Annotated in this window: 19 protein-coding genes and 1 tRNA gene; 9 read left to right on the top strand and 11 right to left on the bottom strand. The window is 54.8% G+C overall.

The window, feature by feature from the left end; all coding sequences use genetic code 11:
* Window positions 1-39: 39 nt before the first annotated feature.
* The 4 genes from DMG62_17390 (at window position 40) to DMG62_17375 (ending at window position 3,121) form a co-directional block, all read left to right on the top strand.
* A complete protein-coding gene (locus DMG62_17390; protein PYY21698.1) occupies window positions 40-1,242 on the top strand; it encodes a hypothetical protein in 1,203 nt (400 codons plus the stop codon).
* Window positions 1,229-1,468, top strand: coding sequence for a hypothetical protein (locus tag DMG62_17385; protein ID PYY21697.1), 240 nt, complete (start codon window positions 1,229-1,231; stop codon window positions 1,466-1,468). The genes DMG62_17390 and DMG62_17385 overlap by 14 nt, the downstream gene beginning before the upstream one ends.
* Window positions 1,469-1,537: 69 nt before the next feature.
* Entirely contained in the window at window positions 1,538-2,230 is a 693-nt protein-coding gene (locus DMG62_17380; protein ID PYY21696.1) for a hypothetical protein, read from the top strand.
* Window positions 2,231-2,554: 324 nt separating this feature from the next.
* Window positions 2,555-3,121, top strand: a complete 567-nt coding sequence (locus tag DMG62_17375; GenBank protein PYY21695.1) for a hypothetical protein — start codon at window positions 2,555-2,557, stop codon at window positions 3,119-3,121.
* A 351-nt stretch (window positions 3,122-3,472) separates the two neighbouring features.
* On the opposite strand, the gene DMG62_17370 is transcribed toward DMG62_17375, so the two are convergent.
* Window positions 3,473-3,548 (bottom strand) — tRNA-Lys (locus DMG62_17370).
* Window positions 3,549-3,907: 359 nt separating this feature from the next.
* On the opposite strand from DMG62_17370, the gene ppk1 reads away from it, so the two are divergent.
* Together ppk1 and sixA are read left to right on the top strand one after the other, a co-directional pair.
* Complete coding sequence (gene ppk1 / locus DMG62_17365; protein ID PYY21694.1) at window positions 3,908-6,064, top strand: polyphosphate kinase 1; 2,157 nt, start codon at window positions 3,908-3,910, stop codon at window positions 6,062-6,064.
* On the top strand, window positions 6,061-6,714 hold the full coding sequence (sixA, locus tag DMG62_17360; protein ID PYY21693.1) for a phosphohistidine phosphatase SixA: 654 nt from the start codon (window positions 6,061-6,063) through the stop codon (window positions 6,712-6,714). The genes ppk1 and sixA overlap by 4 nt, the downstream gene beginning before the upstream one ends.
* Here the strand turns inward: sixA and DMG62_17355 are convergent.
* The 4 genes from DMG62_17355 to DMG62_17340 all read right to left on the bottom strand — a co-directional run bounded on the left by DMG62_17355 (window position 6,666) and on the right by DMG62_17340 (window position 12,817).
* The gene (locus DMG62_17355) at window positions 6,666-8,186 is read right to left on the bottom strand and encodes an exopolyphosphatase (GenBank protein ID PYY21692.1); all 1,521 of its coding nucleotides are present in this window, start codon (window positions 8,184-8,186) and stop codon (window positions 6,666-6,668) included. The two genes, sixA and DMG62_17355, sit on opposite strands and share 49 nt — an antisense overlap.
* Before the next feature lie 25 nt (window positions 8,187-8,211).
* On the bottom strand, window positions 8,212-9,069 hold the full coding sequence (locus DMG62_17350) for a hypothetical protein (GenBank protein PYY21691.1): 858 nt from the start codon (window positions 9,067-9,069) through the stop codon (window positions 8,212-8,214).
* Window positions 9,070-9,239: 170 nt separating this feature from the next.
* On the bottom strand, window positions 9,240-10,943 hold the full coding sequence (locus DMG62_17345) for a hypothetical protein (GenBank protein PYY21690.1): 1,704 nt from the start codon (window positions 10,941-10,943) through the stop codon (window positions 9,240-9,242).
* Window positions 10,944-11,053: 110 nt separating this feature from the next.
* Window positions 11,054-12,817: a GWxTD domain-containing protein gene (locus tag DMG62_17340; GenBank protein PYY21689.1), complete on the bottom strand. Its 1,764-nt coding sequence runs from the start codon at window positions 12,815-12,817 to the stop codon at window positions 11,054-11,056.
* A gap of 274 nt (window positions 12,818-13,091) precedes the next feature.
* Here DMG62_17340 and DMG62_17335 point away from each other — a divergent pair, with 274 nt between their 5' ends.
* Window positions 13,092-14,588, top strand: a complete 1,497-nt coding sequence (locus tag DMG62_17335; protein PYY21688.1) for a secretion protein HlyD — start codon at window positions 13,092-13,094, stop codon at window positions 14,586-14,588.
* A gap of 105 nt (window positions 14,589-14,693) precedes the next feature.
* The gene (locus tag DMG62_17330) at window positions 14,694-15,449 is read left to right on the top strand and encodes a macrolide ABC transporter ATP-binding protein (GenBank protein PYY21687.1); all 756 of its coding nucleotides are present in this window, start codon (window positions 14,694-14,696) and stop codon (window positions 15,447-15,449) included.
* Window positions 15,450-15,759: 310 nt separating this feature from the next.
* Here the strand turns inward: DMG62_17330 and DMG62_17325 are convergent, their stop codons facing one another.
* The 5 genes from DMG62_17325 to DMG62_17305 all read right to left on the bottom strand — a co-directional run bounded on the left by DMG62_17325 (window position 15,760) and on the right by DMG62_17305 (window position 23,412).
* Window positions 15,760-16,497, bottom strand: coding sequence for an oxidoreductase (locus DMG62_17325; GenBank protein ID PYY21716.1), 738 nt, complete (start codon window positions 16,495-16,497; stop codon window positions 15,760-15,762).
* A gap of 55 nt (window positions 16,498-16,552) precedes the next feature.
* On the bottom strand, window positions 16,553-20,272 hold the full coding sequence (locus DMG62_17320) for an alpha-amylase (protein ID PYY21686.1): 3,720 nt from the start codon (window positions 20,270-20,272) through the stop codon (window positions 16,553-16,555).
* A 202-nt stretch (window positions 20,273-20,474) separates the two neighbouring features.
* Window positions 20,475-21,095 carry a hypothetical protein gene (locus DMG62_17315; protein ID PYY21685.1) on the bottom strand — a complete coding sequence of 207 codons (621 nt, stop codon included), beginning with the start codon at window positions 21,093-21,095 and terminating at the stop codon, window positions 20,475-20,477.
* A 57-nt stretch (window positions 21,096-21,152) separates the two neighbouring features.
* A complete protein-coding gene (gene glmS, locus DMG62_17310) occupies window positions 21,153-23,024 on the bottom strand; it encodes a glutamine--fructose-6-phosphate transaminase (isomerizing) (GenBank protein ID PYY21684.1) in 1,872 nt (623 codons plus the stop codon).
* 142 nt (window positions 23,025-23,166) lie between these two features.
* A complete protein-coding gene (locus DMG62_17305; protein ID PYY21683.1) occupies window positions 23,167-23,412 on the bottom strand; it encodes a phosphoribosylformylglycinamidine synthase in 246 nt (81 codons plus the stop codon).
* Window positions 23,413-23,459: 47 nt separating this feature from the next.
* On the opposite strand from DMG62_17305, the gene DMG62_17300 reads away from it, so the two are divergent.
* Window positions 23,460-24,008 (top strand): inorganic diphosphatase, encoded by a 549-nt coding sequence (locus DMG62_17300; GenBank protein ID PYY21682.1) that lies wholly within the window; start codon window positions 23,460-23,462, stop codon window positions 24,006-24,008.
* A gap of 93 nt (window positions 24,009-24,101) precedes the next feature.
* Here DMG62_17300 and DMG62_17295 read toward each other — a convergent pair whose 3' ends face one another.
* A complete protein-coding gene (locus tag DMG62_17295; protein ID PYY21681.1) occupies window positions 24,102-24,875 on the bottom strand; it encodes a DNA-binding response regulator in 774 nt (257 codons plus the stop codon).
* Window positions 24,876-24,972 lie beyond the last annotated feature (97 nt).

Genomic DNA, 24,972 nt, shown 5'->3' with positions numbered 1-24,972 from the left:
ACAGGCCAGTCACAGTGCGCCACAAGAAAAGGAGATTTCATGAACAAAATCTACGCAAAGAAAAGTTTGCTCCTCAGCTTTCTGCTCGCAATGTTTGGCAGCCAAGCCATTGCTCAGAATTCCGAAAAAGCCAGTTTCACCTTTGTGAATGTAGCCGACAGCACTAACGGCTTATCGGCGTTTTCAAAGTTTCCGGCGATCAACAACGCGGGTGCAGTCGCATTCGTTGCCAGTGGCAGCGATAAGAAGCAAGGCGTTTTGAGGTGGCAAGAAAGCGAGATCGCGACCATCGCGTCAGAGTCTGATGGTCTGCTCTCGAGCTTCGGAGACGATGTGGTGATCAATGCCACAGGCGTGGTTGGCTATGACGCTAATCTGATCGGTGGCGTCAACGACCGGGCAATCTTTACCAGTGATGGAGTTTCAACAAAAACGATTGTCGACACGAACCAGCGGGGACTTATCGGTCGCTTCCTCGGCTCGCCTTCCATCAACGCCTCCGGGCAAGTTGCGTTCTTCGCCGAGCGAAAGAATCGCTCTCTAGGCGTCTTTGTCGGGGATGGCGAGACGCTCACGGTCCTTGCCGATACGACCGACTCGAACTTCCGCACCTTCGGTGATGCTGCGATTAACAACTCCGGCGAAGTTGTATTCCTCGGATTTCTCAAGGACTTCAGCCCGGGAGTTTTTGTTGCAAGGGCCGCTAAAGATCACACAAACAGTGTTGATGACACTGCTGCGCCAATCATCACTGTTGTTGCTGACCCGAGCAGCCCGGCATTTTCCGACCCTGGCGTTTCGTTTGAAGATCCGGTCATCAATGCTCGCGGCATTGTGACTGATGTCGCATTTCTTAGCAACGGCAACCTGGCTGTCTTCACCGGAAATAGCCGCGCCTTAAGCCTGAGAACGGATCCGAACAGTTCATTGTTCACGAACTCTGAACATCCTTCGATCAACAACCGCGGAGCAGTGGCGTTCTCTGCTGATGAAGCAAGTGGCACGCGTGGCATGTTCGTGGAACTGACCGGCGGCGCCTCTCCGGTCGCCATACTCCAGACCGGAGATCCGCTGTTTGGCTCGACCGTAACTAGCGTCAGCGTCGGACGATTTGCCCTCAGCGACAGCCTCCTGCTCGCTTTTGAATACGACCTGCAAGACGGGCGCTCCGGCATAGCAGTCGCTTCTTTGCGCGGCAGATCAGGTGCGGAACCAGATTGGGAAAATCATGACGGACAATAACAAGGTTGCAAACTCACGACGTGCCGACAGTGGAACCGGAAGGTTGTTTGCAACCTGCGCGGCGGGACGGAACCGGAGCACTCGCCGCGATAACCAGGAGTTGAAGGTCAGTCGCCCTGAAAGGCAGTCCACGAACCAGGAACCCAAGTTGCCGAAAGGATATCGGCACATTCGCAGCGCAATTGAAGCTGTGCTGGAGTGTTCGGGCGAACACGTTTCAGCCTGATCTTCATTCTGGGACGCGACAGTCTTTCTTAACCCACAACAACGAAACAAGAAACAGGAGAAAAAATAAATGAAATTTGATGTCGTTCAACCAAAGAAACAACTCGCGCGAGTTCGGAGCCTATTGCTGGCCGCTCTCGTGTTCGCATGTGCCTTCGGCGCAGTTAATCAAGCGACGGCACAGAACATTGCGTCACCACCTACCCCCACCCTCATCACGCCACCAGTTGGAGCCACTGCATTTCTGGTGGGACACGCACTGGGAACTCAGGGATACGTTTGCCTGCCGACGAGCGAAGGCAGTTCTGATGCCTCATGGACGGTAAACCAAGCTCGGCCTGAAGCCACGCTTTTCACCACCTTCTTTGGGCAACAGGTCCAAATCATCACGCACTTCCTCAGTCCCAATACGAAACCAAACAAGTTTGCGCCGAGCCCTGTGGCCTTCGGCAATGCAACATGGCAGAGTTCGTTCGACACCAGCAAAGTGTGGGCACAGACACAGCACGCGATCCAACCTTCAGCCGACATACCGAGCTGCCCTAATACCGGCTCTATCGCTTGCCTGTTACTGCAAGTCATTGGCGCAGATGAAGGGCCGACTGGCGGTAAATTTCTGACTCAAACCAGCTTCATTCAGCGGTTAAACACGAAGGGCGGCTCGGCTCCCGCTACGGGATGCTCGGTCGCCAGCGATGTGCGTAAACAAGCGCTGGTGCCATACAGCGCCGACTACTGGTTCTTCCGCGGCGGCGTCGAATAATTTTTCATCCCATCCTGCCGCCGTTAGGACGCGCACGCGGAGTTACGGAACATCGTGCTTCTCGCGTGCGCGTCTGTTTTTTTTATACGAATCCAGGTAGTGCCGAGCTCCCCTGGAGTAGCGCCGCCACCGAAACACCACGCGAACATGACCGCTGCCTCATGACTCGACAACTGACGCTGGATACTGTGGGTCATGTGAAGAGCTGCGAAACACAATCATTCCTGATGTATCGATGAATGCGCGTTGTGCGGTGAAGAGTGTTATTGATTGTCGGAGGAGCGGTTGCGTCAGCAGCTTTCAACAATAACGCAAGGAGAAAGTATGAAAGAGATCAGAAGTGGAAACTTTTCCGAGAGCAGACCGGCTCGAAATGTGATCAGCGCACTGTTGCTTGCAATCACTATCCTGACGACCACCTGCATCGCAATGGCGCAAGATGAAACCGCGCTCAAGTTCAAGGGTGGTATCGGCGTGGTTCCCGTTACAGGTGTCGCCGCCAATGGCGCGATCAACCTCAACATCGTAAGGGGAGTATCTCCGGGCGGTCCCTGGCGAATTGCTGCGCTTGAAGCTGACGTAAACGCTGACGGCCATATCAAGATCGAAGGACGCGGCTTGCTCCTGGCAGCTGGGAACGGCATCGGAACCAATGCCGGGCAGAGCGTTCATGCGACATTGTTCTGTGGACCCGCTGCCACGGCCACTGCTCACAACTCAACACTTGCCGGAGTTGCCCTCGAAGCTGATGGAGACTTCAGAATCGACGACTTCTTGTCGCCGGCTCCCCCGAGTGTTTGCGAAACTCCGGTACTTCTCATCCGCAACGCTGGAGGCGTTTGGTTTGCCGCCGGCATTCAGAAGCTCGAAGAGGAACGCCGCGGCAATTAATCGTGCCACAGGTGATCAACTGATTCGAGTCCAATCGCGGCAAGCCGCTCCTTTAATAAGGATGCGGATACACTCACTGGAACAAATGGAACGAACAAAAATTTCCATTTGTTCCAATCCCCAGTTTTGTGCTGCTACCCGGCGGCTACGCCATTGATTTCATTTCGCGTGCCCGATTAGCAAATGAAGCTTCATGTTCGCGTCTTCATGCTCAAAAGGTTGTTCCCTAGCTGCGTAGAGCGGCGAAGCTGAGCGTTTGTTATCAACGACCCACAACGGGACCACTCGCCCGAACGTTCAACCAAAAGTTTAAGAATCGAGGCTGGTGCAAGCACCTGAAAAGGAAGGATTTGGTGAGCGCGGAAGGAATCGAACCTTCAACCTACTGATTAAGAGTCAGTTGCTCTGCCAGTTGAGCTACGCGCCCATCTTACGATGAGGACCCAAGGGACTGGAATGTGCGCCGATTCAGTGACTCAGAGAGGACACGCGGTTCCGGCGAGATTCGCACACCAGATGGACAGCGCATGAAGCGCTGTTTCCAACATCCTAAATGAGGTCGTCACTCTCAGCAAGTCAGGCTAACTGGCACTGGGCTAATTACAATTAGCCCAGTGCCGGCTAGCTCTCTTACTTTGTTTCCGCTGATTGCTTTCTTCTGCACTGAAAGAGGTTCGTGGGTAGGAGCTCGCGACGCTGCGAATTTCCATTGCTGCTTGCGTGCGGTAAACTTCTAATGAACGAGATCCCCTGGAAAAGCCAAGCTACTCCCCTTCCGGGCTGAAGATGCCGCCTCTTTCGACTGACAGACCTGAGTATTTCCTGAACCGTGAGCTCTCGTGGCTCAGGTTCAATCAGCGTGTTCTTGAAGAAGCGGAAGACGAAACGAATCCGCTTCTGGAGCGAGTCAAGTTTCTCAGCATTACAGCTTCGAACCTGGACGAGTTCTTCGAGGTTCGTCTGTCTGGTCTGCTACAACGCATTGAGGATGGCTACACGACGCCAGGTCCGGATGGCCTCCCTCCGGAGCAGGAGCTGGAACTCGTAATCAAGCGGACCAACGAGTTTGTGGCCGCGCAATACGCGGCATGGAATGACCGCCTGCGTCCCGCGCTGGCCGAAAATGGCATCCGCATTCTCGAGCTGAATGAGCTGGATACTAATGCTGCGGATTTTCTGAATGACTACTGCGAGCGTGAAGTAGATCCGCTGCTGACTCCGATCACGATCGATCCTGCGCATCCGTTTCCTCGCGTGGTCAATAAAGCGTTGTGCCTTGCATTTCTGCTGCGGCGGCGACGGCGATCGTCGGCGGTCTATATGGGCGTGATCACGGTACCGCGTTCCCTTCCCCGCATTCTGCGCGTCCCCTCCAGCGAAGGCACACATGACCATGTCTTTCTCGCTGATCTCGTCGCCTCTCATGCGGCCAAGATGTATCGCGGATACGAGATTGTTTCGGCCGCGGCCTTCCGAGTGACGCGTAATAGCAACCTTTATTTGCAGGAAGAAGAGTCGCGCAATCTGCTGGAATCGGTGCGCACGGAACTCCACAACCGGCGCAAGGGCGATGCGGTAAGGCTGGAGATTGAAGCCGCGGCAGCGCCGGAGATTATTGAGCGTTTGCGTGGGAACTTTGGACTGGATGAATGGCAGGTGTTCCGGACAAATGGTCCGGTGAACTTATCGCGAGTTTCCAGCATTTATGAGCAGACACAGCGCTCCGATCTCAAGTTCAAGCCTTTCGTGGCGCGCGAACTGCACCTGACGGGAAAGTCGCGGGACATCTTCGAGGAGATCCGCAAGCACGATATTCTGCTGCACCATCCGTTCGATTCATTCAATGCTGTTGTCGGATTCATCGAGACCGGGGCGAAAGATCCCAATGTGATCTCGATGCGGCAAACTTTGTACCGCACGGGCGAAGAGTCTCCGATTGTGCAGGCGATGAGCGAGGCCGCGGCCAGCAAAGAAGTCACTGTGGTAGTGGAATTGAAGGCCCGCTTCGATGAGGCTTCCAACATCCGCTGGGCGCGAAGTCTTGAGGATGCCGGCGTGCAGGTGTTCCACGGTCTGGTAGGACTAAAGACACACTGCAAACTCACTTTGCTGGTACGGCGCGATCCTGACGACGTTACCCGTCGATATGCGCACTTGGGGACGGGAAATTACAACGCGGTGACTTCACGCTTTTACACCGACCTCAGTCTTTTCACCGCTAATGAAGAAATCACGGAAGCGGTGCAGGAGGTTTTTAATTTCCTGACAGCATATGCCGACCATCCACACTATGATCCGCTGCTGGTATCCCCTGTAGACTGCGCCGAGCGCACGATTGCCCTGATTCGGCGAGAAGCCGATCACGCGAAGGCTAAACGTCCGGCACGCATCGTTGCGAAGATGAATGCGCTGCTCGACAAATCCATTATTCAGGAACTCTATCGCGCATCGCAAGCCGGAGTAGAAATCGATTTGATTGTTCGCGGGATGTGCGCTCTGCGTCCGGGAGTGCGCGGAGTCAGCGATCGAATTCGTGTGCGAAGTATTGTAGGGCGACTGCTGGAGCACAGCCGGATCTACTCTTTTGCGAATGCCGGCGATGAGGAGCTTTATGTTGGCAGCGCAGATTGGATGCCTCGGAATCTGTATGAGCGCGTTGAGGTCGTATTTCCAGTGCTCGATCCCTTATTGCGGCAGAGAGTTCGCCAGGAGATTTTGGAATCCTATCTTGCTGACACGGCGAAGGCGCGCCTCCTCGATGCAAACGGTGATTACGCCCGCATCGGAGCCCGTGTGAATGGCCGCGGCCGAGCGCCTGTGGTCTTCAATGCGCAGGAATTCCTGATAGGATTAGCACAGGGCAAAGAGTCGTTGGCAGCAATCCCCCCGCCGGCAGCCCGCCCACACCGTTCTCGTTATCGTCCCAGAGTTGAGCAGTTATGATCGTCTACTTCGTCCGTCACGCCAGTGCAGGCCAAAAAAAAATCAGTCCCAAGAAGGATGAAAAGCGTCCCTTGGATGCCGAAGGCATCCACCAATGCACGCAGACGGGACGCATCTTATCGGCAATGGAAGTTACCGTGGACGCCGTCATTTCCAGCCCGCTAAAACGCGCTACCCAGACGGCATCGTTGATCGCTAATGAGATCGGACACGAAGGAAAGTTGACCATCGAGAATGCGCTCCGGCCGGAGGCCAAGTATGACCACTTCCGCGACATGCTGCGCAAATACTCCAAGCTCGAAGCTCTGATGGTAGTCGGGCATAATCCGAATTTCAGCGAGTTTCTTGGCAGAATGGTCGTCGCGAACGGAGATCGCGCGTATGTCGATCTGAAGAAAGGCGCGGTCGCGAAAATCGAGTCCGAGCAGAAGAAGTTCGTTCTGCAGTGGTTACTCACCCCGCGGCTCGCCAAGGCAAGCGCGGATGCGAGCGTGAGCGAAGGTTCGACAGGACATATCGCCATCTCCCCGAATGGGAGCGGCAATGTGGAAGAAATTCCCGCGAAGGGCAAGAAAGACAAGAAGAAGAAAAAGAAACAGCTTCAGGCGGCTCTTACGAGCAAGTCGCGTCCAAACACGTCGCGAAAGTAACTGCGTTCCTTTTCCGCGGTCCACACCTCAAGATCCATCCCCGGTTTTCCGCGCAATTCGAGCATTACCTCCGCTCCTGCCTCTTTGGCACGAAGCTTCTGCACTATGCCGCGGCGTCCTTGATTTAGTGCACGCGCGATTCTCAGCAGCACGACGGCACGATCGAGGAACTCACGGGCGGATGGACGCAAATTGCGCACTTCGCGATCGCGTTCGCTGGGTCTAGATTTCCCCATATAACGTGCGATCGAAGCCACAATGTGGCGCTGCTCCGGGGAAAAGCCGAAGAGTTCCGAATTGGCAATCAGGTAATAAGTATGGCGATGCCTTCCATTGCGATTCACGTAGGAGCCCAACTCGTGAAGCATCGCCGCTGCCGCGATCCATTCCGCATAATCGCTTGGCAATCCATGAATTCCCTTCAGCGATTTAAATAATTGTTGGGATAAATCGCGAACCTGCGTTGCATGGCGAATATCTACGCTGTACCTTTTGCACAGCGAGCTCAATGCGTCCTCTCGCTCTGCTTCTAATTGCCGGTGTTGGCGGGTTCCAATGTCAGCGTCTGCTGCCATCTGTGCAAGCAGTCCGTCGCGCAAACCCAATGATGAGTACTGGAAAGAGGGCAGCCCATAGTGGGCCATCATTTCTGCGAAGACGAAAGCACCGGCGACGATGATCTCCGATCGGCGAGGAGCGATCCCGGGAAACTGAGCGCGCTCCTGTACCGACTTCTCCGCGAGATCGTGCGCCAATTCAGTGGCAATCTTGCGAGAGACTGTATGCGAATATTTCGACCGCCCCTGTAGCGCGCGCGCTGCGCCGGCTAGGGCCGCGGCTGTGCCAGAAGTGGCAATCGCCAGGTCCACGCGATAGCGGCGAATAACGGGAGCAATACGGTTGACCTGCTCAGCGATGTATTCGCGCATTCGAGCTATTTCTTTTGTTTTTGCGGGATCGTGAAGCAAGAACTCTTGCGTGAGTCGCACCGCACCTAATGGCAGGCTGAACATTTCCCGGATGTGTCCTTTTTCGGAAATAGTGACCTCGCAGCTGCCGCCTCCGAGATCGAACATGAGTACGTCTCGATTTTCGATTCGCGCGTTGGAGAGCACTCCGAGGTGAATCAGTCGCCCTTCCTCCAGACCGGAGATGATTTCGATCTTCCATCCGACTGCAGACTTCACCCATTCGATAAAGGCGCGCGAGTTCTTGGAGTCGCGCAGCGGACTTGTGCTCACGACACGTACCTTCTCCACGCGAAATTTCTGCGTGGCTCGATAAAAACGCGTGAGTACCTTGACGGTGTGCGCCATCGCGTCGGGAGCGAGTACGTTGTTGCGAAATACGGATTCTCCGAGCCGTGTAACCTCGCGATCCTCGTGAACCACTGTGAACTTGCGCCGGGTAAGTTCAGCGATCTTGAGTCGGACAGAGTTGGCGCCAATATCTACTGCCGCAAAAACTGGCATAGGGATTAAGAGGTGTCACAGTCCCTCAGGCCGCGCGTGAGGAACTACGGCCGGAACGTGCGCGCTGGGGTTCCTTTTTTGGAACGAGAGCTGCTGAGGCAAGCAATTTCCGCTCGCATTTGGAGACAGCCCGCAACGATTCCCGATACTGCTTCTGCGCGTGCTGCAAAAGTTTCGTGTGTAAAGCTGAGTTGCCAAAGATGCTCTGAACCACCTCCGACAACATCAGGTAATCGTGCCATTCCCCAATCACGTCCTGAACTGTTTTCCAGGCTTCGATCAGTCTCTCTGCCTGGGGAGTGTCTCCGGCGAGTTCCGCGGTGTAGCGAAATCGCTTGCATTCAAGCCGATATTCATGCAGATTCTCGACCGAGAGCCGGCTTCGACGCTGCACAAACGCCCGGTACTCTTCCAGTGCAAGCTCGGCACTGCCTTCTATGCGATGCGCTGGTTCGCTCGGTTGACCCGGCGATTCGTCGAGAACGCGCAGAACTCGCCAGATCCCACTCAGAATCGGATCGCGGAGGTTTGATCTTAGTTTCTTGCTGCAAGACTTCTTGCGTGCTTTCAGAATCTTCTCCAGCTGTTTTTTTTCCTTGGCTTTCACCCCAGCAATGCCGTCCAACAGATCCTGATGGACTTCGCTGTCACGCAGCTTGCCGGTAGCTTTGCGCAGCTTGTCGAGGAACTTAAGAGCCTGGCGCTGTTCTGCGTCAATGTGGGGATGGAAGATCTCACTCCAGGCCTGGAATCGGCGGAGGCTCGTCCGATAAAAATGTGCGCCTTTCGCCGTGGGCTGCTGCCGCAAATTCGCTATGGAGGCGAGCAACCGCTCGAGCGGAGAGTCAAAGTCGTCTGTGGAGGCCTTACTCAGGATCGGCATCTTGGAAGTTCAGCCTCCTAAGAATTCGCTGCATTTTAAATAACAGGGAAATTAACAGCGAATTTTTTGCAATAACTTCGAAGTTGCAGAATTCTGCCGAAAATCTGCAAATCGTGTTTTCGGAGCAGTGAATTACAGTGAAAGATCAGTGAATTCTGCTTTGCAGCAATTTAGAACGTGAATGCCAGGCCGCCCCGCACCGCACGCGCAGATTGCACGAGATAAAGTGTTCTTCCGTCCGGACTGAGGAAAGGGCGATATCCCTGCGCGAGCAGGTTGCGAACGTTTAGTACCGCTTCCACATGTCCCGGGATGAAAGAACCGCCAGGAATAGGCTGCCGAATCACGAAACTGAAGTATGGATCGGCATGACCAGGAGAGGCGTTAAAGAGATCGACCGGAGTAACAGCGTTGGAACTGGTCAGTTTGTAGGAAGCTGCCCAGCGCGTTCCAGATTCTGGGATTAGCCCATTCAACTTTGCAGTCACGGAATGCGCATCTTCGACTCGGAGCGCCTCGCGCAGATCTGCCCAGGATCCAGCTGAGTTCCAGTCGGGAGCTGTCACAGCACCGCCAAACGCATAGTCGAGCAGCGCGGTCAATTCGCGTGAGAATGTGTGCTCCGCGACCAGACGGAATCCGCGGGTTTCAAGATTGCCGCCGTTGAATGTGAAGGTATCGGAGGAGACGTCGGGGATTACATCGGAAGCGATCGAGGAGACGTCACCAGAGCCGGTCAAAGCCAGATTGGAGACCCGGTCAAAGAAGAGCGCTGCCTGGACCTTTGTATCTCCATGTTTGCGTGAAACGGAAATCTCCTGATGCCGATCACGCTCTAAAGCAGGAGCATAGCCGACCACCGACATGCGTGGCGTCGAAACCACTTGATCGTCGTTGCCGTTATCCAGCGCACGGTCAAAGGCACTCGCCGGTTCTGCAGTCGCATAGCGGTACTCCAGAACCATGTTCTTGCCAAGGTGCAGCCCAGCCGTGGCAAAAGGACGAACTCCGCTGATGCGCCGAATAAACTGAACTCCCTGTACTTCACTGCCGTATGTCAGATCGATTAGTCCGCCGACATTCGTGGTATTAGAGAAAGTAAACGCCACGGAGCTGAGTGCATTCGCGGCGATGCTTCCAGGGGGTGCTGTGTGGCGAAGCGTGACTGCTATGGTAGGTGTGTCGCCAGTTGCAAACTGATGCCTATAGGCGGTGCGGATCACTCCTGCAGGTTGCCCATTTCCGTTGCCTACCTTGCCGTCGAATGACAACATGTCCGCGGAAAACAAGGCTTGGCGAACGTCGAAACTGGTTCCGTAGTCTGGCGCGCTGCCGAAGCCATCTGCCTGCGCCCCAGCCACAAATGCAACTTTGCCGCTGACAGAATGGCTCTCCTGATGCTCGCACTTTGCTGAGGTAGCAAGAATGAGCCCGTTGTCTTCATCGAAGCGCAGGATAGGACGGTTCGAGGCTGAGCGAAGCAGCCACTTCCAATCATCCTGGTCCTGATCAGAAAGCTGGCGCGGAGGCAGGAAACGTATGGCCTCGGCAAGAGTGTTCAGCGTCACATTGATAACAGCGCGTCCGCCAGAACGTATGACTACATTTTCCACGAGCGAGGGGAGGAAGGAGGCAGCCGTCACCTTGAGCCGGTAGTTTCCAGGCGTGACGCTGGGAACCTGGAAAGATCCCGCCTGACCGGTAAAGGCGACGATCGGCTGAAGAGTTCCCATAGCGAAGACTTCAACCAGCGCGCCCATCTGCGGAGTCCCATCCGCGCTCTTCACTATGCCTGAAATGGAGCCCGAGGTCGCAGCGCACACCGGGAGCGCTGCGCCTAACAGCACAACCAACCACTTACGCCGGTTTGCCATTTATCCACCCCTGGATATCGAACCTATGTCCGCCAGATTCGAGCAGCGGCAAGGTTCCTATCGATCACCCGGTCCCCAGTACGAAATGGACTCCAGTTCCTGCTGACCTTCTACTGAACCAGGAACTTCGCCGTTGGGGCGATCGACTGCTTGGAAATATTGTCGTTCACTTTGATCGTCAGCTCGTACGCGCCGGGTTCAAGACTGGCCAGCGACATGCTCTTCTCGAGCGTGATCTGGTCGCCGGCATTGCCGAGCTGATCGGTCGTTTCCACTGCATGAACAACAGCCTTCTTCGTGGCTGAGTTCACAATGTCGTATTCAATTTGTGCTGAAGACTTCTTGCTCTGATCATTGATCCCAAGGTTATATACCTGCATCCAGAAATTCAGCTTCTGGTTGCGGTTGAACTTGGCCGGAGTCCCATCAGCACTATCGAGCCGAGGCCGAACCTTCGTTGTGCCGATTACAAAGTTCCCTGCGCCTACAGACTTTGACGGAACCTTCTCCATCACGTCAGCAAGAATGAGCGTCGAGTTCGTCAACCCCTTGTCGTCGCTCATATCAGGAACGATGATTCCACGGGACCACGTGCCCATGCGGTCGCCATTCACATCCTTCACAACGATATCGAAACGATAGCGCCCAGGGCGGAGCGGCAGCGCCTTCCAGTAAATCGAGGCATTGTCAAGAAGCTTGGGCAGCAGTTCTGCGGGCTGATCGTCCTGAACTGTGTCTTCGAAAGTCTGAGCAATGCGGCCCGTGAGAGTGGTGACGCGACCATAGATGTTCAGCGTTCCGCGTTCCACCCCATCTTTATTGACGTAAGTTACATTTCTCTTCCGGATTTGCAGCGTTACCGGTACTAGAACGGTATCGCTGGTCACACGTACAAAATCGGCTCGAACGTCGAAGGGAAGGAGGTTGTAACGAACTTTGCTAGTGACAACTTCGTCCAGATCCTTGAACTTGATTGCGGGCGGACGATTCAGTTTCGCAAACTCTTCTAACCGGTCGAACTGCTTGCTTTGGAGGTTCTGGTTGAACGGTCCAGCTCCCAGTTGCTCAAGGCCGCTATTAGTGAAGCGGTCTGCCTTGGAGGCGAGTCCCATTTGTTCATACAGCGTCAGGCCGGCGCCAGGGACATTCTTTAGCGCGTCCTTTTCGGAGCGGTCGATCGTCATGTGATAGTCGCCGCACATGCACGTGTCGACGAACTCAATGATGATTTCCTGCCCGATTCCTTCCAGATAACGATAACGCCAGGTTTCGAATGGGTAGGTAGAGGTTTCGCCGCCACCCTCTTCCATCGGACGCTCGTAGGTGCCACCGCTCGGGTGCGAGTCGATCTCGTCCGGTTTGCCATACATGATGTACATGCGACCACGATCAGTTTTCCATCCAGGAATGCCGGCTGCGAAGTGCTCGTTGGAATAAGCGATACGCGAGTAATGCTCTTCTTTGAATTCGTTTTCTACCGTATCGGGCGTGGGATCACGCCGCGCCCAGAAGGCTTCAATGAAGTTGTCGCGTTCTTCGTCGTTCGAGAGTTGCTTGAATGCAGACTTCTCTTCATCGGTGATGATGTAGCGAACATCCTCGTCGAGCCATTTTTTGTAGACGGTCTCGACTTCTTTCTTGAATCGCCGTTCCTGCTCTTTCTTTTCCTTGTCTGTGAGCTGTCGCTTGCGCTTGTCAACATCCGGCGAACTTTGATCGGCGTTCGTGGTTTTAATTGTCGCGGCCGGCTGATCAGGTTTCGACGAATTCGAAACATCAGCGGACGCAGTCTGCGCCACCAAGAATCCCGGCAAAACTGAGAGTAGGGAAAAGATAAAAAGGAGCGAAAACTTGCGGACTAATGAAGAATGCATGCTGCGACCCACCCCTCAGAGACACACGTTGGGCTTCATTATTTTAGGCACTTCCACGTATCGGAGCAAGCAAACCGTCACAATTATGTATGGCAAATGAAGGCGGAGTGTCTGCCGCAAGTTTACACCTGTCGACAGCCGTAACTCACGCTATAATTAACATTCCCGGCTAGTTGAGTTTCTTCCTCGTCTGCTCCCAGCCGAAGGACTGTCTATCCTCGACTGCCCTAGAAACTTTTTGTCTGAAGTTGGCGTATCACCGCCTGGAGGGTGCATGCCAGACACGCAAACACTTGATCTGCCGGTTGGTGGCAGCCCCAGACCTTCTGTCGTCACCAGCACTTACGGCGCTCCGGAACGCAAGAAGGGCAGCAACGCGAAGAAGATCATCATTGCCGTTGCTGTCGTTGTGGTGCTGGCTGCCCTCATCGCCGTCAGCGTCCGGAGCAGCCAGAGCAATGTCATCACGATTACGACTTCTAAGGTGACGCGAGAGGATATCTCAAGCGTAGTTACCGGCTCAGGAGAGATCAAGGCAAAGACGTACGTGAACATTGGAGCCCAGGGCTTTGGGAAGATCGTCAAGCTGTATGTGAAGGAAGGCGATAAAGTCACGCGTGGTCAAAAACTGGCACAGCTGGAAAACGTTCAGAGTTCGGCAGATGTGAACGCGCAGCGTGCCGGCATCGAAACCGCGCAGAAGGATCTTGATTCTGCCAACGCCGCCATCCAGACCTCAATGGCTGAGGTGGCACGGGATAAGGCCGATCTCGAGCAGAAGACTCTCGATTACAACCGTGCGAAGGATCTTTATCAAAGCCAGCTCATCTCCAAGTCCGACTTCGACGCCAAGAAAGCCGGCTATGACGTCGCAGTAGCAACCCTGAGCGCCGACCAGGCCAAAGTCTCTCAGATGAGCGCGCAGAGGGCATCTAGCGTCGGCCGTGTAAGCCAGGCGAATGCCATGTTGAGTAAGTTGACGGACGTTTTGGGTAAGACTGAATACGTTGCGCCGTTTGACGGCATCGTTACCAACCTCCCTGTACGCGAAGGAGAGACAGTTGTCGTTGGCATTCAGAATTCGCCTGGCAGCACGCTCATGACCTTGGCGGACATGTCCGTGGTTACAGCAGAAGTTCGCGTCGATGAGACGGATATCGTGAACGTGAAGCTCGGGGAATCTGCCGACGTAACCATCGATGCCCTTCCCGATCATGTCTTCAAGGGCCGCGTGACAGAGATCGGCGATCAAGCCCTGGTGCGCTCCTCCGGAGTTGCTACCTCGCAGACGACTGCAGGAACCCAGGAAGCCAAGGACTTCAAGGTCGTCGTCACGGTGGACAATCCGCCGGAAAATCTGCGTCCGGGATTCTCGACGACTGCGAAGATCACCACGGCCAGCAAGAGCAACGTGGTCGCAGTTCCTATTCAGGCATTGACGATCAGGACTCAGGGCGATCTGGATACGCAACGCGCTGCGGCTGCTGGAAAGAAGGGATCTGCTGCGGCCAAAGCGTCTCAAAGTGGCATTAAGGATCCGAAGGGCAAGAAGGAAATTCAGGGAATCTTCGTAGTTGATAGGAATACAAAAAAGGTCGATTTCAAGCCTGTTGAAACCGGCATTCAAGGCTCCACGGATATGGAAGTCCTCAGCGGCCTCACTGAAGGCCAGGAAATTGTCACTGGCAGCTACAAAGTCCTGCGCACGTTGAAAATCGGCGCCAAGGTCAAAGTAGACAACAGCATTGGGAAAAAGGACGACAACTCCTAGTAACCGTAGCTCTTTGGGAACGTCTATAGCGTGAATAGGGTGTTTTCGTCCAATATTGGGGAACCGGATTTTGTGTCTCCCCGTATTTGGTGTTAGGAGACCGGAATGGCGACGCAAATGGCAGAACTGACCACGATGGACGCGATTAGCACCCGGCCAGCGACCTCCGCAATGATCAGAGTCGAGGATCTCTGGAAGACCTATGACATGGGTTCAGAGCAGCAGGTCCATGCGTTGCGTGGCGTCAATATCGAAATCAAACGGAATGAATATGTCGCCATCATGGGCCCCTCCGGTTCGGGTAAGTCGACGTTAATGAACCTGATCGGATGTCTGGACACTCCAAGCCGTGGCCAGTACTGGCTCAACGGACATCTGGTAAGTGAACTTGACGATGATGAACTCGCAAGAATCCGTAACAAGGAGATCGGCTTCGTCTTCCAGACGTTCAACCTGCTGGCTCGTGCGACAGCTCTGCACAATGTCGAGCTTCCGCTGATTTATAACGGCACGCCTTCGGAAGAGCGCATTCGCCGCGCCAAAGAAGCGCTGCGCAAAGTTGATCTCGAACCCCGAATGATGCACAAGCCCAACGAACTCTCCGGCGGCCAGCGCCAGAGAGTCGCGATCGCGCGCGCCCTGGTAAATAGTCCTTCCATCATCCTGGCCGATGAGCCTACCGGCAATCTCGATTCCCAAACCGGTAATGAAATTATGGCTTTGATGGATCACCTGCATTCCCAGGGGAACACTATTGTCCTTGTGACCCACGAGCATGACATCTCCGAGTACGCGCATCGCGTGATCTACATCCGCGACGGCATCATCGCCGACGATCGTAAAACAGGACGGCAGGTTTAGGAGCTCCAGCAAAGACGCTGCATTGGGGCGTCTTAAGCAAAACGCAGCAAACGTTCCGTACAATCGCAAGCATGGAAAAAAGGGTCCGGGTCTTTTCAAATTTCAAAGACGCCGACGAAGCGGATGCCCGTGAGCACATGGCCATGTCTCCGGACGAAACGCATCGCATTGGTAATTGAGCTCCGCGACCGCCGTCACCCCGATGCCGCTAAGCAAGGACTTGCGCGAGTTTGTCGGATTATCAAACGCGAACAGAGTTGAATATCCTGTGGCAGGAGCCTGCGCGGTTGCGTATTACGGCGTTCGATTCTCAGTCGTATCGCTCGTAGATAATCTGCTTGCGGTCCCAGCCAAGCTCCTCTTTCAGCAACTTTCTCGTTGCCGAGATCATGTCGTTCAGCCCGCAGACATAAGCATCCATATTCGTGCGTTCTGATTCGGGACGAGCCATGACAATCTTTCGAACCTGGTGCTGCACATAGCCGCGCTCACCCTTCCAGTCGTCGGGAGCGCGACTCAACGTAATTACGTAATGAAAGTTTGGGAAGTCGTGCGCGATGAGATCGAAGTAGTCTTTGTAGTAGATATCAACCGGGTAACGCGTGCCATATACCAGATGAATCTCGTGTTCCTGATGGCGCGACTCGTCAGCGAATAACCACTGCACAAATCCTCGGATCGGAGCTATTCCGGTTCCTGTCGCGATAAGAATCGAGTCGCGCAGCGGATTTCGCAGCACGAATGTGCCGTGCGGACCGTGAAACTTTACCGTCTCTCCTTCTTTCATGTCGCATAGAAAGTTGGAGAAGAATCCTTCTTCGACGCGATTGAGGCACAAATCAAACTCGTTCTTTCTCGGCGCCGAGGCAAGAGAATATGCGCGCGTAATCGTCTTGCCATCATGAGGCGCAACCATCGAAATAAATTGGCCAGCCGTGAAATCGAAACGCTTCATGTCCTCAATGGAGAAGACCAGATGCTTGGTTTCGCTCGACTTTGAAAGCCACTCCTGATGCACGAGGTGCGCCGTGTGTAATGGCCGCTCGATCAAATCTGTTCCTCAAAGATGGAGACTAACGCGTTATCCACGCGCGCAAGACAGTCTAGGATTCATGGTTCTTGACCGGCACCTGTTCGTCGCCGAGAACTGGCGAGGATTCCTGCGGTGCAGTGCCCTCGCCCAGTTCGAACAAAGCGGCCACCTGATATCCGGCCGCTTCAGCTGCGTCAATTCGGGACTCGATTTGCAGTTCAAGCTCGTGCAGTTTTCTCGGATCGGGTGTCGCCAACTCTGCGATGCGCAGTAGCGCGGGAAGCGCCGTCCACCAGAGCAGGCATCCATACATCTCCTTGCTGAAGTAGCGAATACCCTGGTAGTCGTGAACATTGATCAGCCAGGATACGTCGGGATCGTGCAGCCAGCTATATGGCGACTTAGCTGAACGCCGCGCTCCGGGCAACCATGCCTCATTTGCCAATATAGCCCGAATGCGCGCGGCTGCTCTCCAGTGCTCCTCGCCAGTGAGACCAAATCGGGAAAGAGCATTGGCAATTGGCTCGCGCAATCTAAGAGCATCAAACAGCCTGGCACCAGCTGCATCGGGCTCCGATGTACTCAGCAGCTCGCCAAGAGCTCGTACCGTGGCCCACGCAATCACCGTAGCCCAGCGTGCAGCGTTTTCCTTTCCTGCGTCATTAGGAAGAACCGTGCAGGCTTCCGTTGACCATGCCACGCGAAAATGTTTTTCCAGTGATGGAATGCGGCGCGCCGCTTCCACCCACCTTGTGAAAGAGGCGACGGCTTCTTCGACGCTTCCTAGCCATTCATTCTGCTGCGGCACTCCGAGGGACTCGGCCGACTCACCTGAAATGAGACCTTGAGCAGCTAACAGCATTGAGTGCAAACGCTGGATGAGTTCATCGAGCCGCTCTTTTCTTAAGTGAGACGAGTGCCCATCGCCGCTCACGAGCTCTTGTTTCGACTTCTCTGCCGAAGTCTTCTTTGTCGATACAGCCGCGCCTTCAAGTACAGGAGCACCTTCCTTTCCCGCCGGCTCTTTTTCGATTCGCGGAACATCGAAGAGCTGCTCGATAAGCACCGCATCGAGAATCGCGTACAGCCCATCATGCACAGGCTTAAGCTGCAGGTCGCGCATCGCGTCTGCCAGGCTGGCGACGCCTCGTCCGCGCAAGTGCTCGTAGAGCTCACGCCAGGGATGACTGACGTCATCGCGGAGATGTTTCCAATCCATGAACACGTGACATTGATACGCGCCCAAATCGAATCGCATTCCTTTCTCTTTCAACTCGCGGCCGCTGTAAATGTGTTCAAGCCCGGTTACTGCGTCAAGTGCAGCCACGAACTGCGCCCCATCGCCAGAGATATCGAACGCGCTCGCGAGATCACGCTGTCGAAGTGCTCTGCCTCCGTCCGGGAATTTCTCGGCATAGGCGCTGGAGATTCGAATCCAGCCGTGCGCATCCGCAAATTTGTTGTTGTAGATGACCAGCGCTCGCCGGCTCCCTTCTCCATTCGAATAGGCAAAAACATTTTCATTCACCGCGCCTGAATCGCTGTAAAAATCATAGAGCAGGAAATTGCGCACTTCCGCGAACAATCCGCGCCGGTGCAATAAAGGAGAAATCTGACGCTCATGGCGCGACACGAGCCACGGATCCGGAGACTCGTCGTGATAGGCGCGGCGATACTCCATTCCATAACGCTCGGTGTAGCCCTCCACCTGTCCGTGTCCAAACATCGGTAATCCAGGCAGCGTGGCCATCAGCGTGCAGACCCCGAAGTACTTGTCCCCCTTCCCAAATTGGTCTACAGCCGTGCGCTCGTCGGGATTGTTCATGAAATTAACATAGCGCTTGAGAATTTCCGGATCGAACTCCAGCGTGTTCTTGATCACGTTGCGATAATTCGCGTTCTCTTCATCGCGCAGCATGTTCATGAACGCGCTGTTGTACACGCGATGCATGCCCAGCGTTCGCACGAAATATCCTTCGAGCAGCCAGAAGGCTTCCGCAAGGAGGAGGGTGCCCGGAGCTTCGGCCGCGCACCGATCCACCACCTCGCGCCAGAACTCGTTTGGTATGGCCGCGTCGAATTCCGGCTTGGTGAGTCCATGCTCAGCACGCGACGGAATCGCGCCGCCGGTTCCCGGAACGGGATACCAAAGCCGTTGGTAATGCTGCTTGGCTAACGTCATCGCAGCGTCAAAGCGGATCACCGGAGACAGCCGAGCAACGTAGAGAATCTTCTGAATCACCGCCTCCCGAACTTCGGGGTTCAGATAATTCAACTGCGCGGTGTCATTCCAGGGATAGCTTGTCCCATCGTTGCCGTGGTAGATGTATCGCGTCTCGCTGCTCCAGCGATCGCGGCGACGAAAGACAACGGCGGCATCCGTCTTGTTGTAATAGTGATCTTCGATCTTGATTTCCACGCGGCCGTCTGTAGAAAGATCGGGCCCATCGAACCGGTAAGCGGGAAACGGAGGATAAGGAAGAGAGATGAACCAGTCGGGATGCTCAGCGACCCAGCGCGAATCGATACCGGTGTGGTTCGGGACCATATCAGTGCCCATGCGAATCCCACGGGCGGCGGCGCGATCTCGCAGATTGAAGTACGCGCCTTCGCCTCCAAGCTCATCTGCGATGGTGTAGTCGAATAGCGAATACGCAGAAGCTGCGGCGTCGGGGTTTCCAGTAAGCTGCTTGATTCTCTGTGAAGCCTTGCTTCGCTCCCAGACCCCAATCAACCAGAGCACATTGAATCCGCGCCGCGCGAGTGCATCGACTTCCTCATTTGGAACCTGGTCGAGGCGGTGAATGTGCCTCTGATAGGCCCGCGATAATTGATCGAGCCATACGAAGGTGCTCTTGGCAATCATTACCGTTCGCGGCATCCAGTCCACATCGGGACTGAAGCGTTCGTACTCTGGCTCTTTCAGGTTGTAATGCGGAACAGCTGCGGCGCTGGAATCACCGCGATCCTGCGGCAATCCAAAGTGGGCAGCGTGATCCGCCGGATGGAAGCGCATCCAGATCGCGAGTTCTTCTTCTTTGAAAATATCGAGAGCCACCAGAATGCGCCGGATCATCTCGCCCAGCACGTCTGGCCATGTCTCACGCATGTAGGCAAGCTGTCCTTCGAGAGAATCAGGCGATGCCAGTGCGGGCGCGCGCAGCAGATCAATAAGGTTCTGATTTGCCGGACCGAAGCCCGGGCGAGTCTTGAAATATTCCTTCAGGTTCGAGGTGATCTTCGGATAAGCCGTGTTCTTCTTGAGCTCCGAATCGTCGAACAGTTCTTTGAAGCGATGGAACGCCGGATTGGAATTTGCCAACCAGAGCATCATCAGTTCTTCGAGAGCGACTGCGCGACGAGACGTATCCCCGCTCGAAGCGTTTAGCCATTCACTGGCAGATTGCTTGCCCGTATACACATCGAGCGGTGGAAACTGATCCGTGAAAGCAAGCAGAGTGCTCTCTACCGAGTCACGGCCGACCTGATCTTCGAACCACGCGAGCGCATCAATCATCACTTTCGGATCTCGTTGACGGCGGTACTGCGCGATTAACGCGTGCAGCAACTCGTCAATTAGCGCCATCGCGTTCAGCGCGCCGGCGTGGATCGTCCGCTCTGGATCGCGTTCCACATCACGCTGTCTATTCATCTTTTCGGCAAAGCGGCGGCTGGCACCAACGTTCGCAAACAACACGTTGCCGGTCCACGAGAACAGTTCCTCCTCAAAGCCGTAGCGCTGGCGCGCCGCGCGAGAGACGTGGAACTCGAACTTGAGCGGAAAGTCCATAGGCTGCAAGCTCTCTATTAGAACAGAACCGAGTGAAGTGTGATTACTCGGCGCAATGTCCCGATGCCTAGTTCAAAGACATCAGCCCACGAGAGCTACTCGAGGATATCGAGCGCCTGTAGTTTGCTGGATGGTGATCAGCGGAAGCTGAGCAGCAGATCGCTCAGCCCAAATGCGGCATTCTGCTGCTTCAAGTGCTGGTTCAGAAAACGCAGTGTTCGCGTAAGAGCGTCCATTTGCGCCAGACCCGTGAAGCTATGTCCCTGTCCGGATATATCTTCAGCTCGTGTTTGGTTCCGAGTCGCTTGAGCAGTGATTCAACCACGAGCGCTTCGCTGATGGGCACCGTCGCATCTGCTTCTCCGTGCAGCAGCAGTGTCGGTGGCATGTACGTAGTTTCGGCGACAATCTCAGGCGGCATTCCGGCCATGAGACTGGCAACAGCGGTGATCCGACGATCCTTAGACGCAAGTGACAGCGAGAGGTATCCGCCGAGCGAGACGCCCAGCATTCCGATCCGCCGCGGATCAACTTTGGGATGTCGCTCTACGAAAGTCACAGCATCGGCCAATGTAACCAACCAGGTAATGAAGTCCGTGCGAATTCCAGAGATGCTGGCCCATATTGTTCCAGTCGCATCGAAGTAACGCACGAAGAAGACGACATAAGCAAGATTCGCGAGCTGCTGGGCATATGCACCGACAAAAGAGCTGACCGGGCCGGAGGAGCCGTGAATAACCAGCAGAGCTGGAAAAGTTCCAGAGCGCTGCGGCTCATAGACCACCACGCCTATGTTTTTATCCTGAGACTTATAGGAGAGCACTACCTTATTAGACGAGCAGCACGGTTTGGCAGATACAAATTGTGAACCCTACGTTGTCTACTCGACGGTGACGGACTTAGCCAAGTTTCGCGGCTGATCCACGTCGCAGCCTCGCCGGACTGCTATGTGATACGCCAGAAGCTGCAGGGGGACGACTTCCAGAATCGGAAGCAGCAACTCTGGAGCTTTTGGCACATATAAGACGTGGTCCGCGGACTCGCGAATTTCTTCGTCCCCTTCCGTAGCAATAGCAATCACTTTGCCCGATCTCGCTGTGACTTCCTTGATGTTTGAGGTGGTTTTTTCATACCGCAGCACCGAATCGGGATCGTCGGGATCTTTCGTCGCGAGAACAACGACAGGAAGATTTTCATCAATCAGCGCGTTCGGACCGTGCTTCATCTCCCCCGCAGGATAGCCCTCCGCGTGAATGTAGCTGATCTCTTTGAGCTTGAGAGCGCCTTCCAGCGCGATGGGATAGTGAATGCCCCGGCCCAGGAACAGGAAACCCCCGACTTTCTGATATTGCCTGGCCAAATGATCGCAGGCCTCGTCGTGGTTCAGAATCGATTCCAGCTTTCCTGGAAGTTTGGTGAGCTCTTGCACCAGCTTGATCGATTGTTGCTCGCTTAATTGATTCCGCTTTTGCGCGAGAAACATCGCAAACAGGAACAGCGCCGTAAGCTGCGCCGTAAATGCCTTCGTTGAAGCAACGCCGATTTCGGGACCAGCGTGAGTGTAGATCGTTCCGGCAGCTTCACGGGCGATCATCGCGCCAACTACGTTGCAGATCGCGAGCGTCTTGGAGCCTTTCGCCCTGGACTCGCGCTGGGCTGCGATCGTATCGGCGGTTTCGCCCGACTGTGTAATTAGCAGCGTTAGGGCATCAGGTCCTGTTATGGGATCGCGATAGCGATATTCGCTGGCATAATCCACTTCCACCGGCATACGGGCGAGTCGTTCGATCATGAACTTGCCGGCGAGACCAGCGTGCCAACTGGTTCCACATGCAGCGATATTTACCTTGTTCGCTTTGCGGAACTCGTCCTCGCTGATTTCCATTTCTTCGAGGAATATCTTGCCGGAGTCCTGCGAGATGCGTCCCAAAGTGGTATCGCGGACGGCACGCGGTTGCTCATAAATCTCCTTGAGCATGAAGTGCTTGAAGCCGCCTTTTTCCGCCTGGATTGGATCCCAGGTCACGCGCTGCACTTTCCTTTGAATCCCTTTGCCGTCGAAATCCGTGAGGTGAACGCCCGAAGAAGTAATTACCGCCAGGTCACCATCGGCGAGAAAGAAAAGATCGCGAGTATGGTGAAGAATCGCCGGAATATCCGAAGCTACGAAGTATTCGTTCTGTCCAAGGCCAACTACGGCCGGCGGTCCGTTGCGAGCTGCAACGATCTTGTTCGGTTCATCGGCGCTGATAACCACGAGCGCGAAAACGCCGGTGAGCTGTTTCACAGTCTTACGGACCGCCTCTTCGAGTGAAGGACGCGTGCCGTTGCCGCTCTTCAGAGCATTTTCAATCAGGTGAGCGATGACTTCGGTATCTGTCTCGGTTGAGAACTTATGCCCTTCTTCGATCAGCCTCTTCTTTAGCGAGAGATAGTTTTCGACAATACCGTTATGAACAACCACCACGCGTCCCGTGCAGTCGCGATGTGGATGAGCATTCTCTTCCGTAGGACGTCCATGGGTGGCCCAGCGCGTGTGCCCAATGCCGTATGAGCCTTCGAGAGGCTTGTGGCGGATGACCTCTTCCAGATTCCGCAGCTTGCCCTCCGCACGGCGGACCTGAAGTCCATCTCCGTTACCGGCGACGGCAATCCCCGCGGAGTCGTACCCGCGATACTCAAGCTTGCGCAGACCCTCGATGATTACCGGGACCACGCTCTTCTGACCTACGTACCCGACGATGCCACACATACGTGGAAGTTCCTCAACTTCTGGGAGAGACCTTATGGCCGAAGCAATCCTATTTTATGGATGCGAGTTGCTGTTCAGGAGCTTACCTGAATTCCTTCGCTGGGGGCAGGTTACGCGGGGGACGACGAAAAGCTGCTCGTGCCTAATCTTCGAGCGTGTAGGCAAACTCCTCAATCACAGGATTCGTGAGCACTTCGCGGGCAATGCGCTCGACCTCTGCTCGTATTGTTTCCTTCTCAAGATTCGGTTGCAGCGTCAGCAAAAAGTACTTGCCCTGACGGACGTCTTCCACGCCCACATAATTCATCTTTTTCAGAGCGCCTTGAATTGTTTTTCCCTGGGGATCGAGAACCGTGGTTTTGAGGGTGACGTAAACGTGTGCCTTCATCGAATCCTGCGTCGATTATACGGGAGCCCGAACGATACACTGGCAGAATGATCGATTACGTCGCCCTCCCGCTCGGGGATAAAGCACCCGAAGTTATAAACATGGTGGTGGAGATTCCCCTTCAATCCATCAATAAGTATGAGTACGACAAAAAACTCCATGTCTTTCGCCTAGACCGCAACCTTTACTCCCCGGTGCACTTTCCTGGCGACTATGGGTTTCTACCGAGCACGCTCAGCCATGATGGCGATCCCCTGGATGTTTTAATCCTGGTCGACAGTCCCAGCTTTACTGGATGCGTGATGGAAGTACGTCCCATCGGAGTTCTCGACATGCTTGACCAGGGTGTGCATGACGAGAAATTGCTGGCGGTAGGCAAGTGCAATCCGCGCTATAAGGACGTCTGGAACTACTCTGAGATTTATCCCCACATCCTTCGCGAAATCATGCACTTCTTTTCCATCTACAAAGATCTGGAAGGCAAACGCGTCGAAACCAAAGGGTGGCAGGATGCCTCGGCCGCGCGGGCGCTCATAACCGAGAGTCAGAGGGCCTACTCCGAGCAGCAAAGACGGGCAGCGGGTAAGACCAGTTAGAGAATGCCCAAATAATCGAGCAGAGAGCAAGGGATTTCCGGCGTGGTTAGCGGCGCTTTGAAAAGACGTTCTAGATTAATTTCCCAGCGAACACTACAAGCCAAACAGCTCCCTCAAGCGCTTCGTCTGCGCCCGGCTGACCGGCAGCTCGGTGTGTTTGCGATCGTCCATGCGAAGCTGGTAGGAGCTCTTGAACCAGGGCAGGACCTCCTTGATCCGGTTGATGTTCACCACGTGCGAGCGATGGGCTCTCCAGAAGAGGTTGGGATCAAGGGTTTCAAGCAGTTCTTCCAGCGTCCGGCAGTTGGAATGTCCTTCCATGCTGGAGGTCGCTACGGTGATCACGCCTTCGTCGATCGTGGCGAAACATACGTCCTTCTGATCCACCAGGATCAACCTTCCCGCCGATCGCAGCAGGATCTTCTGCTGCTGCGGCTTCTGCTGCTGCTCCAGAAGGTTGATGAGAGATTCCAGACGCTCACTCGATGGCGGCGCTGCTGAAAGCTTCTGCTTTGCCTTCTCCACTGACTGAACCACCCGCTTCTTGTCGAACGGCTTGAGCAGATAGTCCACGGCGTTCACCTCGAATGCCCGGACGGCGTACTGGTCGAATGCCGTAGCGAAAACGATCTGCGGAAGGGGATGCTTCTTATCGACTAACTTCTTGATCACCCCAAACCCATCAAGCCCAGGCATCTGAACATCGAGGAACACGAGCTCGGGGTTGTGCTCGCGGATAAGATGGATGGCTTCGACCCCGTTACTTCCCTGCGCGACCACCTCGACATCGCCAACGCTCTTCAGTAGATAAGTCAGCTCTTCGCGGGAGAGCTGCTCGTCGTCAACGATGATGGTGGAGATAGCCATGGAACTGAACTGAAGTATAAACGCTGGCTAGGGAATGCGCCGTCTACGACTCCGTTGGCGGAACTCGCCAAGGCAGCCGGGCATCGCTCCTCCACAT

The sequence above is a fragment of the Acidobacteriota bacterium genome, from assembly GCA_003225175.1.
Taxonomy (GTDB): domain Bacteria; phylum Acidobacteriota; class Terriglobia; order Terriglobales; family Acidobacteriaceae; genus Gp1-AA112.
This window is presented reverse-complemented; position numbering and strand designations above follow the sequence as displayed.

Coding starts and splice junctions, on each gene's coding strand:
- DMG62_17380 (PYY21696.1), top strand. CDS start 1,538: ATGAAATTTGATGTCGTTCAACCAAAGAAACAACTCGCGCGAGTTCGG.
- ppk1 (PYY21694.1), top strand. CDS start 3,908: ATGCCGCCTCTTTCGACTGACAGACCTGAGTATTTCCTGAACCGTGAG.
- DMG62_17295 (PYY21681.1), bottom strand. CDS start 24,875: ATGGCTATCTCCACCATCATCGTTGACGACGAGCAGCTCTCCCGCGAA.
- DMG62_17375 (PYY21695.1), top strand. CDS start 2,555: ATGAAAGAGATCAGAAGTGGAAACTTTTCCGAGAGCAGACCGGCTCGA.
- DMG62_17330 (PYY21687.1), top strand. CDS start 14,694: ATGGCGACGCAAATGGCAGAACTGACCACGATGGACGCGATTAGCACC.
- DMG62_17390 (PYY21698.1), top strand. CDS start 40: ATGAACAAAATCTACGCAAAGAAAAGTTTGCTCCTCAGCTTTCTGCTC.
- DMG62_17345 (PYY21690.1), bottom strand. CDS start 10,943: ATGGCAAACCGGCGTAAGTGGTTGGTTGTGCTGTTAGGCGCAGCGCTC.
- glmS (PYY21684.1), bottom strand. CDS start 23,024: ATGTGTGGCATCGTCGGGTACGTAGGTCAGAAGAGCGTGGTCCCGGTA.
- DMG62_17355 (PYY21692.1), bottom strand. CDS start 8,186: ATGCCAGTTTTTGCGGCAGTAGATATTGGCGCCAACTCTGTCCGACTC.
- DMG62_17320 (PYY21686.1), bottom strand. CDS start 20,272: ATGGACTTTCCGCTCAAGTTCGAGTTCCACGTCTCTCGCGCGGCGCGC.
- DMG62_17340 (PYY21689.1), bottom strand. CDS start 12,817: ATGCATTCTTCATTAGTCCGCAAGTTTTCGCTCCTTTTTATCTTTTCC.
- DMG62_17350 (PYY21691.1), bottom strand. CDS start 9,069: ATGCCGATCCTGAGTAAGGCCTCCACAGACGACTTTGACTCTCCGCTC.
- DMG62_17300 (PYY21682.1), top strand. CDS start 23,460: ATGATCGATTACGTCGCCCTCCCGCTCGGGGATAAAGCACCCGAAGTT.
- DMG62_17385 (PYY21697.1), top strand. CDS start 1,229: ATGACGGACAATAACAAGGTTGCAAACTCACGACGTGCCGACAGTGGA.
- DMG62_17305 (PYY21683.1), bottom strand. CDS start 23,412: ATGAAGGCACACGTTTACGTCACCCTCAAAACCACGGTTCTCGATCCC.
- sixA (PYY21693.1), top strand. CDS start 6,061: ATGATCGTCTACTTCGTCCGTCACGCCAGTGCAGGCCAAAAAAAAATC.
- DMG62_17335 (PYY21688.1), top strand. CDS start 13,092: ATGCCAGACACGCAAACACTTGATCTGCCGGTTGGTGGCAGCCCCAGA.